The following is a 17,352-nucleotide window of genomic DNA, read 5'->3' as shown; positions in this document are numbered from 1 at the left end:
AATGAAGTCCTTTCTCCATTCCCTTTCTTTTGCAATAAGATAAAAGCCTTGATTAAAAATCAAAATTATCAGGATCTGGACCAACACGTTGATCCAAGTTTAATGCATCGATTTTAGCCATTTCTTCTTTTGTTAATATAAAATCAAAAACATTTCCATTTTCGATAATACGATGTTCTTTCACAGATTTTGGAATAGTGACAATTCCATTTTGCAGATCCCATCGAATGATAATTTGAGCAACTGATTTTTGATATTTTGATGCTATTTCCACTAATTCAGGTTGATCTAATAGTTGTCCTTGCATCAATGGAGACCATGCTTCCACTTGAATGCTTTTCTCCTGACAATATGCTATTAGTTCTTTTTGTGTTAGTCTTGGATGCAATTCTATCTGATTAATCATTGGTTGTATCTCTGCATCTTTCATTAACTCTTCCAAATGATGGATTTGAAAATTACTTACACCAATTGTTCTTACTTTTCCTTCTTTATATAATGTTTCTAAAGCTCTCCATGCTGCTTTATACTTTCCTTCTTTTGGCCAATGAATAAGATATAAATCTAAATACTCCAGTCCTAATTTATTTAGACTTGTTTCATACGCTTTTATTGTTTCTTCATATCCTAAATCTTCTGTCCATACTTTTGAAGTAATAAACAAATCTTCTCTTGTAATTCCTGTTTCTTGCATTCCTTTTTTAATCCCTTCACCAACACCTGCTTCATTCTCATAAATAGCTGCTGTATCAATGCTACGATAACCATTTCTAATAGCAGAGCTTACAGCATCTACCAGCTCTTGACCTTCTTCCACCTTGAATACACCTAACCCTAACCAAGGCATCTTTACTCCGTTTAATAAGTTAACAGTATCTTGTAAGTTTTTCATCGTGGTAAAACTCCTTTATCTAATGAATTTTTTTCTAAAACTAAACTAAAGCCCGTCAGAAAGATTGCCGCTACAACCATTATTCCCCCAACCCAAGAAGTATGAATTAATCCGAGCGAATTCGTTACGATTCCTCCTAAATAAGAGCCAATTGCTATTCCTGCATTGAAGGCAGCAATATTGACAGCAGAAGCAACATCTACTGCACTTGGCACATATCGTTCTGCTAATATAACAACATAAACCTGTAATCCTGGTACATTCATAAATGCCAATAATCCCATAAATAGAATACTTATTAAGCCAATGACCTTAAATGGAAGTGTAAAGGAAAGAATAAATAGAACAATTGCTTGAATGATAAACATATAAAATAAAGCTTGAAGCGGATTTTTATTAGATAGTTTACCACCGATCATATTGCCTATTGCAATGGCAACACCATATAATAGCAAAATGCCTGCCACTGTATTTTGTTTAAAACCAGTTACTTCATGTAATAATGGCGAAAGATAAGTGAAAACTACGAAAGTTCCCCCATAACCTAAAGCTGTAATGAAAAATAGCATTAAGAGACGCCCATTTGTGACTAAACGCAATTGATCCTTTAGTGTCGCCCGTCCTCCTTTTGATAAATTACCTGGAACGAGAACACTGTTTCCGATAAAGGCGATAATACCAATAATAACAATTGTAATAAATGCCAATCTCCATCCAAAATGTTGTCCAATGAACGTTCCAAATGGAACCCCGGTTACTGTTGCAACGGTTAATCCGGAAAACATAATAGAGATAGCACTAGCTCTTTTTTCTTTTGCAACTAAATCTGCTGCTATTGTTGACCCAATCGACATAAAAATTCCGTGGGCAAAAGCCGATATGATGCGGGCAATAAGTAAAATCGTAATATTTGGTGCAATAGCAGCCAAACTATTTCCAATAATAAATACAATCATAATCCACAATAAAAGTGATTTTCGTGAAATATTAGATGTAATAGCTGTTAAAACTGGTGCACCTATTGTGACACCTAAGGCATATATGGAAACCGTTAATCCCGCTGTCGTAATGCCTACGTGAAAATCTTCCGCGATTAATGGGAGTAAACCGACACTTATAAACTCAGTTGTCCCAATTGCAAAGGCACTAATAGCCAATGCAACTAAGGCAAGCGTATTATTTCTTTGCTTCAATTCTATTTCCTCCTAATAAATATATCGTTATCCACTAGTGGTTAGCTTTTTAGTAGTCTTGCATTTTAACCGGCAAGTGTTATTATGAATCATATAAGACAAATAGAAAAGTACGCACCTTTTTGTAATATAGGAACCAATAAGTATGATAGGAACAAAAAAGTACCTGTAAAAGAAGGAGTATTAGGATGGATAATAAAAAATACAATATATCAGTAGAAGCAACTTTAGAAGTAATCGGCGGTAAATGGAAGTGTGTAATTTTATGTCATCTTACACATGGTAAAAAAAGAACGAGCGAGTTAAAACGATTAATGCCAAATATTACACAAAAAATGCTAACACAACAATTAAGAGAATTAGAAGAAGATGGAGTAATCAACCGAATCATCTATCAACAAATCCCGCCAAAAGTAGAATATGAATTAAGTGATTATGGAAGAAGTCTTGAGCCCATTTTAAATGCCCTTTGCGCTTGGGGAGATACACATATTACCAAAATTTACGGGGATAAAAGTTTAGTGTTAGAAGATAGTGTGTTAAATCAATAGCCGCATAAATAATCTCCTGCAAATAATTATGCAGGAGATTATTTATGCGGCTGTTTCTATGACATTGTTGTTTTTTCAATAAGATTAATGAAAGGAGACTTTGCTCTCCCATAGAAAGCGAGTCTATTCAGGCTGTTGATCTTAGCAATAAACTATATGAAAAATAGTTTATTTAAATAATTATTTAATGCACGATATATCTTATCGCTGTTTGTAGCTGGATATCGTTTTCATCTTTCAGTTTTTCTTTCCTTACTGATTCCTCCATCTTGGCTGCCGTTTTTTGATCGATAATCCCTGTTACCTCTAACGCATTTTTTTCTTGAAATGCACGGACAGCTACTTTTGTTTGAGGACTATAATAGCCATCCTGCCTATCTGTTGTAAATCCCAAGCTTGTTAATATTTCTTGTGCATATTTTACTTGTTCATCATTATCTTCCATCTTTAAATTGTCTACAATCTGAAGAGGATGGGTATGATACAAATCAGTTTGCTTTACTTCAATAGTAGGCTTTATTCCTTGTTTATGAATCCAATTCCCATCAGGAGTGAGCCATTTAGAGACAGTTAATTTGATTTCACTACCATCATCCATCAAGATTGGCTGTTGGACCGTTCCTTTTCCAAAAGAATTTTCGCCAATTAGGGGATAATCTGCTCCCTCTTTCAATGCAGCAGCTAAAATTTCTGATGCAGAGGCGCTTCCATTATCAATCAACACGACAACTGGATATTCTTTTTCCTTTGATAAATCGGAATAAAACTGTTCACGGTCGCCATTTCGATTCTCTATTTGTACATATGGTTTACTGTCTGTTAAAAATTGCTCCACTATTGCATTCACACTAGTAAGTAAACCACCTGGATTACCGCGGACATCCAAGATAAGACCAGCTATTCCTTTTTTCTCTAAACTACTCAGCGCCTTTTCAAACTCAATTGCAGTATCTTTAGAGAAAGAGGTAATTTCAATATAGCCTATCTTTTCTCCTCCATCTTTTTTGATATCCGAATAAACAGTAATTTGAGGAACTTCATCCCGTACAATCTTTACCTTTAACGGCTTATCTACTGTTGTTCGTTTAATCTCTAGTTCTACCTTTGTCCCTTTTTCTCCTTTAATCTTGCCAATGACATCATTTAAATCCTTCCCCTCAACGGTTTCTCCATCCACAGAAATAATTTGATCCTGTGGTTTGATACCCGCCTTCTCTGCTGGTGAACCTTTAATTGGCGAAACAATGATCATTTTATCATCTTCTATACTAATTTCTGCACCAATTCCTTCAAATGAAGAATCTAGCGCCTGTTCAAATTGTTTGGCAGCCTCTTGATCCATATAAACAGAATATGGATCCTCTAATGTAGCTAGCATCCCTCTAATTGCTCCGTCTTCCAATTTCTGCTTGTCTACATTTTCCACATAGTTTTGAAGGATTAGCTGATAGGCTTTATCTAATTTATATAGAGAGTTCGACTCCATTGTATGATCAGTTGCATGCTTCTCCTGTTTTTTTTCGAAAATGGTTATTCCCATATATGTCATTCCTGACCCCGCTAATAAGGATCCTGCCATGTAAACAGCCAGCCATTTTTGTTTCATTCTAACCGTCCCTTCTTTCGCACACGATGTGTTTTATCCTGTTTCCATGTATATGATGAGCTGGGACAACTTATGAATAAATCTACCTTTTATCCATTGGACACGAACCTAATACAGGCATAGGCATAGTATATAAAGTATTTTATGAGGAGGGGAAAGAATGTTTTATCATATTAAAGAACTAGCTTACCAAGCAAAACCCGAAAAGCCAGATCCTGTGTTTGCTAAAAAATTGCAAGAACTAATCGGTGGACAATTCGGGGAAATGTCGGTAATGAATCAATACTTATTCCAGGCTTGGGGTACAAGAAAACATGATAAGTATCGTGACTTATTATTAGATACAGGAACAGAGGAAATTGGCCATATTGAATTATTGGCAACAATGGTTGCAAGATTACTAGATGATGCTCCAGTAACGGAACTAGAAACAGCGGCAGCAAGTAACCCTGCAATGGCTGCCATTATTGGCGGAATGAACCCACAACATGCCATTGTCTCAGGACTTGGAGCAATGCCAAAGGATAGTGTGGGAGTTCCTTGGAATGCAGGATATGTTGCTGCAAGCGGCAACTTGTTAGCTGATATGCGTGCAAATTTAAATGCGGAATCCCAAGGTCGCCTTCAAGCAGTCCGTTTATTTGAACAAACGGACGATAGAGGTATTAAAGATATGCTATCCTTTTTAATCGCCCGTGATACGATGCATCAAAACCAATGGCTTGCTGCTATTTATGAACTAGAACAACAAGAAGGGGTAGTTGTACCAAGCACTTTCCCTAGACATTTAGAAAAAACAGAAGTATCCTATCTATTCCTAAATCATTCAATGGGAGACGAAAGCAGTAAAGGTAGATGGGCATCTGGACCGAGCATGGATGGCATGGGAACTTTCCAATATGTAAGAGATGTACCTCCATTTGGTCCTGCTCCAAAATTAAAGCCAGCCCCTCCAGCTGAGCATGATACCCCCCCAGATGTTAAATAAGTTTTATTAAACAAAACGGTGCAAAGGGAAAAGACCCCTTGCACCGTTTTTCTTCTATAACCCTTTTACCCGCAATACCCGCATTGCATTTAGAACTGCTAATACAGTAACACCTACATCTGAAAAAACAGCTTCCCACATTGTCGCAATTCCAAAAGCTCCTAGCAGTAAAAAGATTGCTTTTATTCCTAAAGCAAAAATAATATTCTGCCAAACAATTCGTCTTGTACGTTTCGCAATAGATAGAGCTGTCGCTATTTTTGAAGGCTCATCTGTCATAATTACAATATCAGCTGCTTCAATCGCTGCATCTGCTCCTAATCCACCCATCGCCATTCCAACATCGGCTCTTGCTAAAACAGGCGTGTCATTAATCCCATCTCCAACAAATAGAATCTTCTCTTTTACCTGTTTTCGTTCATCTAGTTTTTCGATTTCCTCTACTTTATTCTGTGGTAATAGCTCTGCATGTACTTCATCTATTTGCAGAAGAGCACCAATCTTATCGCCAACCTTTTTTGCATCACCAGTTAGCATTACCGTTTTCTTAATACCTTGTTCTTTTAATAGCTGAATCGCTTTCTTGGCATCATCTTTTATTTGATCTGAAATAACGATAGAACCGATAAATTCTTGATTCACCGCTATATAAATGACTGTGCCAATTTCTTTGTTTTGTACGTAATCTATGTTTTCCTTTACCATCAATTTTTGATTCCCAGCCAACACTACTCTATCGTCAAGCTTCACACTAATTCCATGCCCAGATATTTCCTGATATTCACTGATACGTTCTTCTAATATCTTCCCAGGAAAAGCATTTCTGATGGAGTCTGCAATAGGATGATTAGAATGCATTTCTGCATATGCAGCATATTCAAGAACTTCCTCTTCAGAAAATCCAGAAGCAGTATGGATGGAATCCACTTCAAATACTCCTCTGGTCAAAGTCCCTGTTTTATCAAAAACAACATATTTAACAGCATTTAAAGCTTCTAAATAATTGCTTCCTTTAACTAATATCCCTTTTTTCGAGGCGGCACCTATCCCGCCAAAGAAACCTAAAGGAATGGAAACAACAAGTGCACACGGACAGGAAATAACAAGGAATACAAGGGCTCTATATAGCCAATCGGAGAATGTTGCACCACTTATTATTAGTGGTGGCAAGATAGCTAATAAGGCCGCAATTATTACTACTACAGGTGTATAGTATCTTGCAAATTTGGTAATAAAATTTTCGGTAGGAGCCTTTTTATTGCTGGCATTTTGGACAAGCTCTAATATTTTCGTTACAGTAGATTCTCCAAAATCTTTTGTTACTTCTATTGTTAATACACCATGATTATTAATGAATCCTGAGAGTACTTCATTGCCAATTTCGATATCACGAGGAATAGATTCTCCCGTTAATGCTGATGTATCAACAGAGGAGCTACCTTCTATTACTCGCCCATCAAGAGGGATTTTTTCTCCAGGTTTTACGAAAATAATATCTCCTATTTTCACTTGCTCAGGACTTATTTTTTTATATCGGTCTCCAACCTTCACATTTGCATAGTCAGGGCGAATATCCATTAAACTTGTAATGGATTTTCTAGAACGATTCACTGCTATCCCTTGAAATAGTTCCCCTATTTGATAAAAGAGCATAACCGCTACTCCCTCAGGGTATTCTTGAATCGCAAATGCTCCCAATGTAGCAATCGCCATAAGAAAGTGCTCATCAAATACTTGCCCGCGTAAAATATTTTTTATGGCTCGATATAAAATGTCTCCTCCGACAATTAAATATGCCACAAAGAAAAAGGAAAACTCTGCTATTCCAGTCAAAGGAGAAAAGAAGCCAGCTACTGCAACAATTGTTCCAGCTATTAATCTACCAACTAATCTCTTTGTATTTTCCGCTCCATGATCATGTGAATGGCTATGTGTTCCGTGAGCCTTTTCATGGTGATGTCCATTCCCATGATTATGCGAGGTGGAAGCTGTCATTTTATTACCTTTCTCCACCAACTTTACATGTGGCTCTAGTCTTGAAATTGTTTTTTGTGCTTTTGCTAAAATGCTGTCTCGTTCTTCTTCCTTTAACTGTAGAATTAATGTTTGTGTTGCAAAATTAACATTGCATTCACTCACTCCATTAATGGAGGCAATTCCATTTTCAATTTTCATCGCACAATTAGCACAATCCAAGCCTTCCAATGTAAATTCTTTTTTTAGTAGCTGCTTCTCTTCCTCCATCTTATCCCTTCTTTCCTTTCATTCATCTATTAACCAATGGATTATTCACTCACCTTCAATATATGAACAATTATTCATATACTCATATTCTTATTATATGAATAATGCAATAAAAGTGTCAATCCATATTCTGATTTTTATGTTAAAAAGAAGAAACAGATATCATATGATACCCGTTTCTTCTAGTGTGCTTTATTATTATTCAACTATCCTTATTCCTTTTAAAGACTATCGATTGAATTCATAAAAATCACTTTAAACCACATTACATGCAAATTAATGATGTCTTGCGTGATCAATCATTTGTTTTAATACGCCCATTACATGTTCATCATCACAAGAATAAATCATTGTTGTACCTTCTCGCTTATATTTTACTAATCGTAAATTTTTTAAAAACCGAAGTTGATGGGAAACAGTGGATTGGAGCATATTCAAACTTTCGGCAATTTCATTTACGGAATGCTGTTTTTTTGATAATAAATGAAGAATTTTTATCCTTGTAGGGTCAGAAAGTGCTTTAAACGTTTGAGAAACAATAAACAGTGTTTCTTCATCCAACTCTAGCTTATTTTGATCGATTGGATCTATTGATTCCTTTTTATCATTCAATTCGCTCATCTATATTCTTACCCCTTTATTATTACAGAACTTTGCTCCCATTATAGCATACAAATTATTACTTTCTGTAGCAACTCGATTTTCCGCTTATCGCCACTCTGAATAAAAAAAAATAATGGCGCTCCATTTAAAATGAGCGCCATCATAAACTTGAGTTTAGGAGAAATAGGAAAGTCTTCCACTCGAAGATGATATATCTTATTTCATGTTTAATTCTCCATATTTCGGATAAACTATTACTACCATATTTTTTACAATGGAACAATCCCAATTGGATTAATAGCATTTGATTTTGCTGGATTCCATGGACCTTTATGCAATTCGAAATGCAAATGCTGACCAGTAGAATCACCAGTATTACCCATTGTACCGATACGCTGTCCTTTTGAAACAGTATCTCCAGCGTTTACAAGACGGCTACCCTTTCTCATATGAGCATAGACTGTTGTATATTCCTGTCCGTCAATGTAATGACTAATAAAAATAACTTGTCCATAACTATCTGAAGGATAAGAACTAATGACAACACCATCTGCAGCAGCATAAATAGGTACCGTACCTGTAGCCGCTATATCAACACCAGCATGGAAAGTACCCCAACGTTGTCCAAGACCTGAAGATAAATAGCCTGCTCCTGCTGGGCGAGTGAAATTGCCAGATGATACAGAAGTAGATGGCTTAGAAACACTTTGGGAAGTATTTCCGCTTGATGAGCTAGTTGAAGTTGCTGTTTTCGAACTAGATGATTTAGAGCTTGAAGCTTTTTGTGCAGCTGTTCTTTCAGCAGCAGCCTTGGCTTCTGCTGCTTTTCTTGCTAATTCAGCTTGTCTTTCCTTTTCTAATTGTATCGCTTTTTCCATTGCTACTTCTTGATCTTTTAGCAGCTGTTCTTCTTCTTCTAAGGAAAGCATTTCTGCCTGAACATGATTTTCCTCTTCGTTCAATTGAGCCATTAATGTATCTTTTTCTTTTTTCTCAGAATTCAGCTTAGAATTTAACGTTTCTAGGTCATCAAGCATTGTTTCAAGGCAATTTAATTTCGACTTTAGATCTGCTTGTGATTGTTCCAATAACTTTTTATCCGCCTCTTGCTCTTTAATTATTGATTGATCGGCTTCTACAATTGTTGCTACAGCCCCAACTCTATCAATAAAATCACTAAAACTTTGTGACCCCATTAACACATCCAGATAATTAACCATCCCACCTGTTTGCTGATAAGATCTTGCACGTTCCTTCAATAATTCATTTCGTTTTTCAATTCTTGCTGTCACTTCTTTAATTTGCTTCTCTAATTTTTCCACTTCTTCTTTTGTAGTAGAAATTTGTTCCTTTTTCTCGGTAATTTTCACTTGTGTACTTGAAATAGAGGTATTTAATCTTTGAATCTCTGTTTCTACTGATTCTTGTTCTGAATGGATATCACTTAATTTATTACTAGAATCATTTAATTTTGATTTTACGTCATTTTGCTTATTCTCAATATTACTTTTTTCCTCATTCAGCTCATTAAGTGAAGTTTGAGCATATGCAGGTGATGTAGTGGCAGTATATGCGACGATACTGCTTATGCTTAATGCAGATACAAGTGTTAATTTTGCTACTTTCTTTTTCATCTAGTTAAGCTCCCTTCCCCGTATACCAATATGTAAACTTGGTAAATTTGTTGCTTTCTCTCTGTTTTTTCCAAATAGAATAGCTTGAAGCACTCTAATTCCCGTTCTCCAAGCTATTGACCATAAGACTAATTTTATTATCAACGACAAACTTACACTTTTAAAAACTTGCGAATACTCATTACAGAACCCCAAATTCCAATAATTGCTCCCATTAGAAGTAGTATTCCACCAACTTGGTATACAAATGGAGAGAAATCTAAAATTTCCAAATAGCTTCCTGCTAGTTTCTCAACTAAATACTGATACGCATAATAATAAATTGCGCTAACTGCTGCTATTGGAATGATGGCGCCGATTATCCCCAGCCACATACCTTCTAGGAAAAATGGCCAACGGATAAACCAGTTAGTTGCACCTACTAAACGCATGATTTCAATTTCTTTTCTTCTTGCTACAATCGTAATTTTAATCGTATTGGAGATAAGGAACATTGCTGTAAATAGCAATCCAATAATTAGTACGATTCCTACATTCCTACTCATGTCAATCGCACTAAAAAGTTTTTCAACGGTTCCTTGTCCATACCTTACCTTCGCAGCATGTTCAAACTTCTCAATCTTATCTACTACAGCTAGTGTATCTTGTGGATCCTTCGTCTTGACAACAAAGACATCATTTAATGGGTTATCCTGTTCGAATAGTTTAAATGCATCTCCATCTTCCCCAAGACTACTAATTAAATTATCTAATTCTTCCCCTTTAGGAGAAAATGTAACACTACCTACTTCTGGTATAGCCTTTATTTCCTCTTCTAAGGTATTTCGTTCTTCTTCTGTTGCTGCTACATCAATATGAACCCTAATTTCAACATTTTCCTCTATGGAAGTCGCCAAATGATTTAAATTCATCATAATGATGAAAAATACACCAACAAGAATCAATGTGATTGTTACCGCACTGACAGAGGCAAATGTCATCCAACCGTTACGAAGAAGGCTTTTGAAACTTTCTCTTGTATGTCTAGCTACTGTTCTAGCCTTCATATCCGTATTCACCTCTCGTTTCATCACGTACAATTCTGCCGCCTTCAATAGCAATAACACGATGCTTAATCGTATTTACGATTTCACGATTATGTGTAGCCATTACAATTGTTGTACCTCTATTATTTATTGTTTCAAAAATATTCATAATTTCCCATGAAGTCTCAGGATCTAAATTCCCTGTTGGTTCATCAGCAATCACTAATTTCGGGGAATTTACAATGGAACGTGCAAGCGACACACGTTGTTGCTCTCCACCAGATAATTCTGTTGGAAGCATCTTTGCTTTATGCTTTAGTCCGACTAATTCTAAAGTCTCCATAACTTTTTTCTTTATATATTTAGGATTTTCTTCAATAACCTCTAATGCAAAGGCAACATTTTCAAAAACAGTTAGTGTAGGAAGAAGCTTAAAATCCTGAAAGACAACTCCCATGTTTCTTCTTAATAATGGAACTTTTTTGTCTCTTAATTTTTCTAAATTGATTCCGTTAATTCGAATACTTCCTTTTGTAGGCTTTTCCTCACGATACATCATTTTAATAAAGGTTGATTTACCTGCACCACTTGGACCTACAACATAGACAAATTCACCTTGATTTATCCTAACATTTATCCCATTAGCGGCTATTACACCGTTAGCATACTTCTTCATTACATTCTTCATTTCTATCATCTATTATCACACCTGAGTAATTTTTTGTATGGATTATGGAAAAAGCGAAGAGGCAGTTTGAAAACATAAACGAATCACAGAAGTGTATTTGGAAGTGATGTGGTTCATGAATTTATCCTCTGGTAATAAGCTTAGTTTTCCCTAAAACTATTCCTTCTATTTTCCATATGATTCAAAAACCAAAATTCGACAACTTTCAACCGACTAAAAGTGACAACTGTCATTTTGCACAGCCTGTCCCTTAACTTACTTAAGCTATTATATCATCATAATCCGTCAAATTAACGTAAAAAATTATTACATTTTCTTTTCAATAATGACATAAAGTACTATTGATTTCATTTCACATCCGCATATTCTATTATTATAGTACTACAAATCGACCCAATTCCCCTTTTTTTTCTTCATTTTTTATGATAAATAGTATTATATACCTAATATTAGAAAATATTATTGGAATTATTTACATATTCAAATGTTTTTTTGATTAGACACAAAATATCCACAAAACTTAGAGGGTTATTCAAACAGAAATTTCGACAAATTCATTAATAAGAATTTTATAAAAGTCTTCCTCTTTCCATCCAAATAAAAAAGAGAATATCTGTTTTTCGTCTTGATTCATTATAAAAATAAATGAATCAACACTAAACAAATATTCTCTCTCAGCACAAACAGCTTATTTAAATCCTCTTCCTAATACCTCTGAAGCGTCTGTCACAACAACGAAAGCCGTTTCGTCAATGGATTTCACTAATTGCTTGAGCTTCATAAATTGCGATTGGTCTACCACACACATTAAAATTGGTCTTTCTGAATCTGTATAACCACCATGTGCCGTTAGTCTAGTTACACCACGATCAATTTTATTTAAAATTCCTTCCCTTACTTCATCTTGCTTATCTGTAATAATTAGCGCCATTTTTGAGCTGCCAAAACCTACTTGGACAAGATCAATCGTTTTGCTTGTTACAAATAATGCAATCAATGCATATAAACCCTGTTCTATACTAAACACGATTGAAGCTGTTATTACGATAACCCCATCAATTAGTGCTACACATTTTCCTAATGAAATACCTGTATATTTGTTTATTATCTGTGCGGCTAAATCGGTACCTCCTGTGGATGCTTTTCCTCTAAAGACAATTCCTATTCCAAGACCAATTCCTATCCCTCCATAGAGAGCCGCTAATAATGGTTCATTTGTCCATGGATCCAATCCTCTTGAAAGATAAACAACAAATGGCAAAAACACTGTCCCTACCAACGTTTTCGCCCCAAAGTTTTTCCCTAATAATAGGACGCCTAGAATAAATAATGGAATATTAAATGCCCATTGCACATAAGCAGGTTCCCACTGAAACACAGACTTAGTAATGGTGCTTATCCCACTTACTCCACCAGAAGCAATATTATTAGGCAGTAAAAACAAATTAAAGGATAAAGCGACAATTGCCGACCCTATTAGCACGTATATATATTCGCGCAGCTTCATTCTTTACACCCCTGTTTTCTTGTCAGTTTCTGTCACATTCCTTTGGCGTTCTTATTCGACAATCACTTTTTATTATGCAATAATCGCAAAGAGCGTAATCAAAAATATGACATCATTTTCATGTTTCAGCAAATTTTTTATAGAAAAAACCAAATGAAATAGAGGGATAGATTAGCTTTCCCTCCCATTTTTGACATGAATAAATAATTCCATAAAAAACGAACTGATTCTTCCCAAGCAGAGAGTATATCATCTTATTTTTGAAGTGTAAATGGTGGCAAATTAGCGTGGTAAAGCGATGAAATAAGAGGTTTTGACCTCGCTAAAAATTGGCGAGGTCTTGCATGTTATAAAATAAAAATCCAAAAGAGGATGGCAAGTCCGAAACGATAATAAGCGAAGGGAGCTAGTTGAATTTTATTAATCAACTGCAAGAAAAATTTAATAGCAATTAATGCAACGATAAAGGCTGTGAAAAAGCCAGTCAAGAAAAGAGGGAGATCATCAGGAGATAAATAGTGCCAGCTTTCCATTAAGTCCTTTCCTGTTGCCGCTGCCATGATAGGAATGGCCATAATAAATGTAAATTCTGATGCTGTTTTATGGCTCATCCCAGCAAGCAAGCCCCCAGATAAGGTAGCTCCAGAGCGGGAAAATCCCGGAACTAATGCAAAGCATTGAAACATTCCTACTGCAAAAGCTTGTTTATATGTAACTTGGTCCAGCGTTTCTGCTATTGGCTTTTGTGGCTTCCATCTCTCTGCTGCAAGCATTAACAGTCCTCCAATGATAAGAGTAATGACAACCGTTCCTGAGCGAAAAAGTACTTCTTTTATGAAATCATAAAATAGAACGCCACCTATTCCAAAAGGGATTATTCCAATCGCAATATGGACAATGCTTAACGTTCCTATATTCTTCTCTTCTTTTTGCCATTTATTGATTCCAATGATGCTTAGAATTCGTCTCCAAAACACAAAAATGACTGCAAGAATACTTCCTAATTGAATAATAATTTCAAATGTCTTTGCTTTTTCACCTGTAAATTCCAGCAAATGTGCTACTAATATAAGATGTCCTGTTGATGAAACTGGGGCAAACTCTGTTAATCCTTCTACTATCCCTAATATAATAGCAATGATTATTTCCATGAAATTCCTCCTTTTGGTAAGATTCTTGGTAGAAAAAAATATTGATACACCTATCCTTCGTTTTACCTCGTAAATCATCATTTCGTTTTCCTTAGCCTGTCCTTTTTAAATATATTATTTAATAGAGAATATAGACCGAACATTTTTTCAAAAAAATAGCCACCACTAAGTGATGACTACATTTATTTATTACCCTTTATTAATTTTTGAACGAAGATAAGCATTAACAAAGATATCTAGGTCACCATCCATAACGGATTGTGTATTTCCTACCTCTGTATTGGTACGATGATCCTTTACCATGGAATATGGATGGAAAACGTATGAGCGGATTTGGCTTCCCCAGCCAATTTCCTTTTGCTCTCCACGAATTTCTGCAAGCTTTTCTTCTTGTTCTTCAATTTTGCGTTGGTATAATTTCGCTTTTAACATCTTCATTGCTGTTTCTCTGTTTTTAATTTGTGAACGTTCTGTTTGACATGAAACAACAACGCCTGTTGGGATATGTGTAATACGAACAGCTGAGTCAGTGGTATTAATATGCTGACCACCGGCTCCACTTGCACGATACGTATCAATTTTCAAGTCTTCTGTACGCACTTCAATTTCAATTTCATCATTAAATTCAGGCATTACATCACAAGAAACAAAACTTGTATGTCTACGACCTGAAGAATCGAACGGAGAAATACGTACGAGACGATGAACACCTTTTTCTGCTTTTAAGTATCCGTATGCGTTATGTCCTTTAATCGCTAGCGTTACACTCTTTATTCCAGCTTCATCTCCTGGTAAATAGTCCAAGGTTTCCACTTTAAATCCTTTTTTCTCCGCATATCTAGTATACATACGTAAAAGCATACTTCCCCAGTCTTGAGACTCTGTTCCACCTGCACCTGGATGAAGTTCCAAGATAGCATTGTTTTTATCATATGGGCCACTTAATAATAAATTTAATTCAAACTGGCTTAAACGATCAACTAATTCTGAAAGTTCTTCTTCTAATTCCGCACGAAGTTCAGCATCATCTTCTTCTTTGACTAGTTCATATGTTAATTCAAGATTTTCAAATGCTTCCACTAATTTATGGAACTCATGAACTTGATCCTTTAATGCATTGCTTTCTGAAATTACAGTTTGTGCCGCCTGCTGATCATTCCAGAAATCGGGATGAAGCATATCATCTTCTAACATAGCAATACGTGCCTCTTTGTTTTCTAAGTCAAAGAGACCCCCTAAAGTTTTCTAGTGTTACATTTATCTTCTCTAACTCATTACGAATATCTGCTAATTCCATTAATTAATGTCACCCTTTATATAAATTATAGTTCTAAGTAGTTTTCTACTTCCTTTATGTATTATATGGCTTTTTGAAAAAAAATGCATGCTTTCCGGTTAATTTGTTTGAGTCAAGTATTTGTGGGAGAAATTTTTTATCGTCGGAATTTCTCTCTTTTTCAGTGTGTTTGCTATCTCTATTGTTAACGCTTTCTATACTTACTCTATTTATAGTCAGGCTGTTTTCGTAAAATTTTTTGGGATCAATAGACCGTTCCTTTCCGCTACAGGCACTTGCTTTCCGCGGGGAGGAAGTCGAGCCTCCTCGCCGTTCCGGCTGTGGGGTCTCGACCTTTCCTCTATGTCCCGCAGGAGTCAAGTGCCTTTCGCTCCAATCCACTCTGCGTTTTCTATGTTGTTAAAATCCATAACCTTTTAGAATACAGTTTACAGTTAAACGTCGACAATCCTTTTTAAAATCCTTGTAATGCTTTTAACGCATGATATAGTGGCTTTCCTGTTGTTTGACTCAAATAGGCAATGTTTTGTCTTGTTGCCTGTCCTGCTGTTTTGGTTAGTTTTTCACGGTAGTATTTTGGTTTTATATGATTTGATTCCTTCTCTTCCAATCGTTTCGTCATTGTTCCGATCAGTGTTTTAATATCTAATCCATCTTTTAAGCCAACCATGAATCGAATAAATGCATCTATTCCTTTTTCACTCCATGCCCTTCCGTTTTTCAGACGCTTGGCAAACACACTCATGGTTCCTTCTGCGCTGCCCATCGGACGCATATCACTCGTATCTATTCCTTGTTCCTGTAACCAAATTCTATAGTCTCCAAGTGCCTCGGGATATGGAGAAAGCTGGTTAATTAATGCTTCTAATCGTTCTTCTTTTTTCTCTGTATCCAGGGTCGCCACTGCACTATTTAACTCTACTAATAATCCCTCTCCATCATACTTAGCTAGCTTTTTTCGTATCGCTTTATATCTAGGATGTTCTTTAAAAATACGTTGGATTTCTCGAGCTACGTGGAATCTGTCTATCGTGAAAAAAGCTTTCTTTTGAAAATACTCTCTGCACGCAGTTATCCAACTAGCTCCGTCCCCATTGATAGCTAAAAGATGAGTAGTTGGATCGTAATGATACGTATCCATTAAAAATTGTTCTAACTCTTCCCAGAAAGGTGCTTCTGCTTTATGAATAAAATGCCGTTTTCCCACAAGACTGGCTCTCTTTCCATTCATAGACCAACCTTCATGGATAGCTGCGATCTTTTCTTCTCGTCCGCGCTTCTTACCACCTTGCCGTTTAATAAATAAGCCATCTACTTCGATAAATAATACCTTTCTTTTTGGTTCGATTGGCAAGCTCGGTACAACTTCTGTTTGTAATAAATGTTGACGAATCGCTTCATGACTAGCTACAGAGTATCCAAGTAATTTTTCTAACGTAGAAGATGCATGTCTGTATGATGGCCCAGTAACCGCCAATTCCATCGCCATTTCTTCCACAACTGGACTAAATCCTTTACCGCCCTCAAACTGTAAATATTGATCTAATAAATAGACATATTTGTTGCCGATACGATCCCAATAGTAATTTCGCTTAATTGAAACAGATCCAAATAAGGTGTCCATCTGAATCGCTCTCTTATCTTTGAGTTGATATCTTCCTTTATCTCGTTGTTCAGCTATTTCTCTGTCATACCCAGTTAACAGCTCCTCGAGAACTTCCGAAAAAGTTTCCTGTAATGTTTTAAATAAATCACTTTCTATTTCTTTTAATGTAGGTAGTTTTATGGTATTTTGTTTCATAGGGACTTTCTCCTTTTGTATGTTTTGTCCGCAAACACTACTATACAAAAAGAAAGTCCCTTTTTCTTTATTTTTGCTCATACTACCGCGCTTGCGTTTGGTTGGCGGTCTAACGACCACCAACCAAACCAGAGGGTAAATTATTTTCTACCCACAAACATTTTACTCATAC

At 35.9% G+C, this 17,352-nt stretch carries 14 protein-coding genes; 2 read left to right on the top strand and 12 right to left on the bottom strand.

What is annotated here, in order from left to right:
• Positions 1-52: 52 nt before the first annotated feature.
• Both ADJ83_RS20905 and ADJ83_RS20900 read right to left on the bottom strand, forming a co-directional pair.
• The gene (locus ADJ83_RS20905) at positions 53-892 is read right to left on the bottom strand and encodes an aldo/keto reductase (RefSeq protein WP_031538555.1); all 840 of its coding nucleotides are present in this window, start codon (positions 890-892) and stop codon (positions 53-55) included.
• The gene (locus ADJ83_RS20900) at positions 889-2,091 is read right to left on the bottom strand and encodes an MFS transporter (protein WP_031538556.1); all 1,203 of its coding nucleotides are present in this window, start codon (positions 2,089-2,091) and stop codon (positions 889-891) included. The genes ADJ83_RS20905 and ADJ83_RS20900 overlap by 4 nt, the downstream gene beginning before the upstream one ends.
• A gap of 182 nt (positions 2,092-2,273) precedes the next feature.
• On the opposite strand from ADJ83_RS20900, the gene ADJ83_RS20895 reads away from it, so the two are divergent.
• A complete protein-coding gene (locus tag ADJ83_RS20895) occupies positions 2,274-2,636 on the top strand; it encodes a winged helix-turn-helix transcriptional regulator (protein WP_031538558.1) in 363 nt (120 codons plus the stop codon).
• 184 nt (positions 2,637-2,820) lie between these two features.
• Here the strand turns inward: ADJ83_RS20895 and ADJ83_RS20890 are convergent, their stop codons facing one another.
• The gene (locus tag ADJ83_RS20890; RefSeq protein WP_031538560.1) at positions 2,821-4,242 is read right to left on the bottom strand and encodes a S41 family peptidase; all 1,422 of its coding nucleotides are present in this window, start codon (positions 4,240-4,242) and stop codon (positions 2,821-2,823) included.
• 160 nt (positions 4,243-4,402) lie between these two features.
• On the opposite strand from ADJ83_RS20890, the gene ADJ83_RS20885 reads away from it, so the two are divergent.
• Positions 4,403-5,230: a manganese catalase family protein gene (locus ADJ83_RS20885; RefSeq protein WP_031538562.1), complete on the top strand. Its 828-nt coding sequence runs from the start codon at positions 4,403-4,405 to the stop codon at positions 5,228-5,230.
• Between the two features lie 54 nt (positions 5,231-5,284).
• Here ADJ83_RS20885 and ADJ83_RS20880 read toward each other — a convergent pair whose 3' ends face one another.
• From ADJ83_RS20880 to ADJ83_RS20835, 9 genes are all read right to left on the bottom strand, one after another.
• A complete protein-coding gene (locus ADJ83_RS20880) occupies positions 5,285-7,474 on the bottom strand; it encodes a heavy metal translocating P-type ATPase (RefSeq protein WP_031538564.1) in 2,190 nt (729 codons plus the stop codon).
• A 276-nt stretch (positions 7,475-7,750) separates the two neighbouring features.
• Positions 7,751-8,095, bottom strand: a complete 345-nt coding sequence (locus tag ADJ83_RS20875) for an ArsR/SmtB family transcription factor (RefSeq protein ID WP_031538566.1) — start codon at positions 8,093-8,095, stop codon at positions 7,751-7,753.
• A gap of 251 nt (positions 8,096-8,346) precedes the next feature.
• Positions 8,347-9,711 carry a murein hydrolase activator EnvC family protein gene (locus ADJ83_RS20870; protein WP_031538568.1) on the bottom strand — a complete coding sequence of 455 codons (1,365 nt, stop codon included), beginning with the start codon at positions 9,709-9,711 and terminating at the stop codon, positions 8,347-8,349.
• A 152-nt stretch (positions 9,712-9,863) separates the two neighbouring features.
• Positions 9,864-10,757: a permease-like cell division protein FtsX gene (gene ftsX / locus ADJ83_RS20865; protein WP_031538570.1), complete on the bottom strand. Its 894-nt coding sequence runs from the start codon at positions 10,755-10,757 to the stop codon at positions 9,864-9,866.
• Positions 10,747-11,433 (bottom strand): cell division ATP-binding protein FtsE, encoded by a 687-nt coding sequence (gene ftsE, locus ADJ83_RS20860; protein ID WP_031538572.1) that lies wholly within the window; start codon positions 11,431-11,433, stop codon positions 10,747-10,749. Before ftsE ends, ftsX begins: the two co-directional genes overlap by 11 nt.
• Before the next feature lie 679 nt (positions 11,434-12,112).
• Positions 12,113-12,931 (bottom strand): YitT family protein, encoded by an 819-nt coding sequence (locus ADJ83_RS20855; RefSeq protein ID WP_031538573.1) that lies wholly within the window; start codon positions 12,929-12,931, stop codon positions 12,113-12,115.
• Positions 12,932-13,278: 347 nt separating this feature from the next.
• The gene (gene bacA, locus ADJ83_RS20850; protein WP_031538574.1) at positions 13,279-14,082 is read right to left on the bottom strand and encodes an undecaprenyl-diphosphate phosphatase; all 804 of its coding nucleotides are present in this window, start codon (positions 14,080-14,082) and stop codon (positions 13,279-13,281) included.
• A gap of 189 nt (positions 14,083-14,271) precedes the next feature.
• Positions 14,272-15,379 (bottom strand): peptide chain release factor 2 gene (prfB, locus tag ADJ83_RS20845; RefSeq protein WP_109769268.1). Its coding sequence is split into 2 segments (ribosomal slippage): positions 14,272-15,306 and positions 15,308-15,379, totalling 1,107 coding nucleotides; the frame shifts between segments, so codons are not numbered across the junction.
• Positions 15,380-15,833: 454 nt separating this feature from the next.
• Positions 15,834-17,180, bottom strand: a complete 1,347-nt coding sequence (locus tag ADJ83_RS20835) for an ISLre2 family transposase (RefSeq protein WP_048717475.1) — start codon at positions 17,178-17,180, stop codon at positions 15,834-15,836.
• Between the last annotated feature and the right edge of the window lie 172 nt (positions 17,181-17,352).

The sequence above is a fragment of the Bacillus sp. 522_BSPC genome (assembly GCF_001076885.1).
Taxonomy (GTDB): Bacteria; Bacillota; Bacilli; order Bacillales; family Cytobacillaceae; genus Niallia; species Niallia hominis.
Note: the sequence above shows the minus strand (reverse complement) of the source record. Positions and strands in the feature narration are given on the sequence as shown.

Excerpts from the sequence above, each read along its gene's own strand:
- bacA (WP_031538574.1), bottom strand. The coding sequence starts at position 14,082 with ATGGAAATAATCATTGCTATTATATTAGGGATAGTAGAAGGATTAACA.
- ADJ83_RS20835 (WP_048717475.1), bottom strand. The coding sequence starts at position 17,180 with ATGAAACAAAATACCATAAAACTACCTACATTAAAAGAAATAGAAAGT.
- ADJ83_RS20875 (WP_031538566.1), bottom strand. The coding sequence starts at position 8,095 with ATGAGCGAATTGAATGATAAAAAGGAATCAATAGATCCAATCGATCAA.
- ADJ83_RS20880 (WP_031538564.1), bottom strand. The coding sequence starts at position 7,474 with ATGGAGGAAGAGAAGCAGCTACTAAAAAAAGAATTTACATTGGAAGGC.
- ADJ83_RS20905 (WP_031538555.1), bottom strand. The coding sequence starts at position 892 with ATGAAAAACTTACAAGATACTGTTAACTTATTAAACGGAGTAAAGATG.
- ADJ83_RS20895 (WP_031538558.1), top strand. The coding sequence starts at position 2,274 with ATGGATAATAAAAAATACAATATATCAGTAGAAGCAACTTTAGAAGTA.
- ftsE (WP_031538572.1), bottom strand. The coding sequence starts at position 11,433 with ATGATAGAAATGAAGAATGTAATGAAGAAGTATGCTAACGGTGTAATA.
- ADJ83_RS20870 (WP_031538568.1), bottom strand. The coding sequence starts at position 9,711 with ATGAAAAAGAAAGTAGCAAAATTAACACTTGTATCTGCATTAAGCATA.
- ADJ83_RS20890 (WP_031538560.1), bottom strand. The coding sequence starts at position 4,242 with ATGAAACAAAAATGGCTGGCTGTTTACATGGCAGGATCCTTATTAGCG.
- ADJ83_RS20885 (WP_031538562.1), top strand. The coding sequence starts at position 4,403 with ATGTTTTATCATATTAAAGAACTAGCTTACCAAGCAAAACCCGAAAAG.
- ADJ83_RS20855 (WP_031538573.1), bottom strand. The coding sequence starts at position 12,931 with ATGAAGCTGCGCGAATATATATACGTGCTAATAGGGTCGGCAATTGTC.
- ftsX (WP_031538570.1), bottom strand. The coding sequence starts at position 10,757 with ATGAAGGCTAGAACAGTAGCTAGACATACAAGAGAAAGTTTCAAAAGC.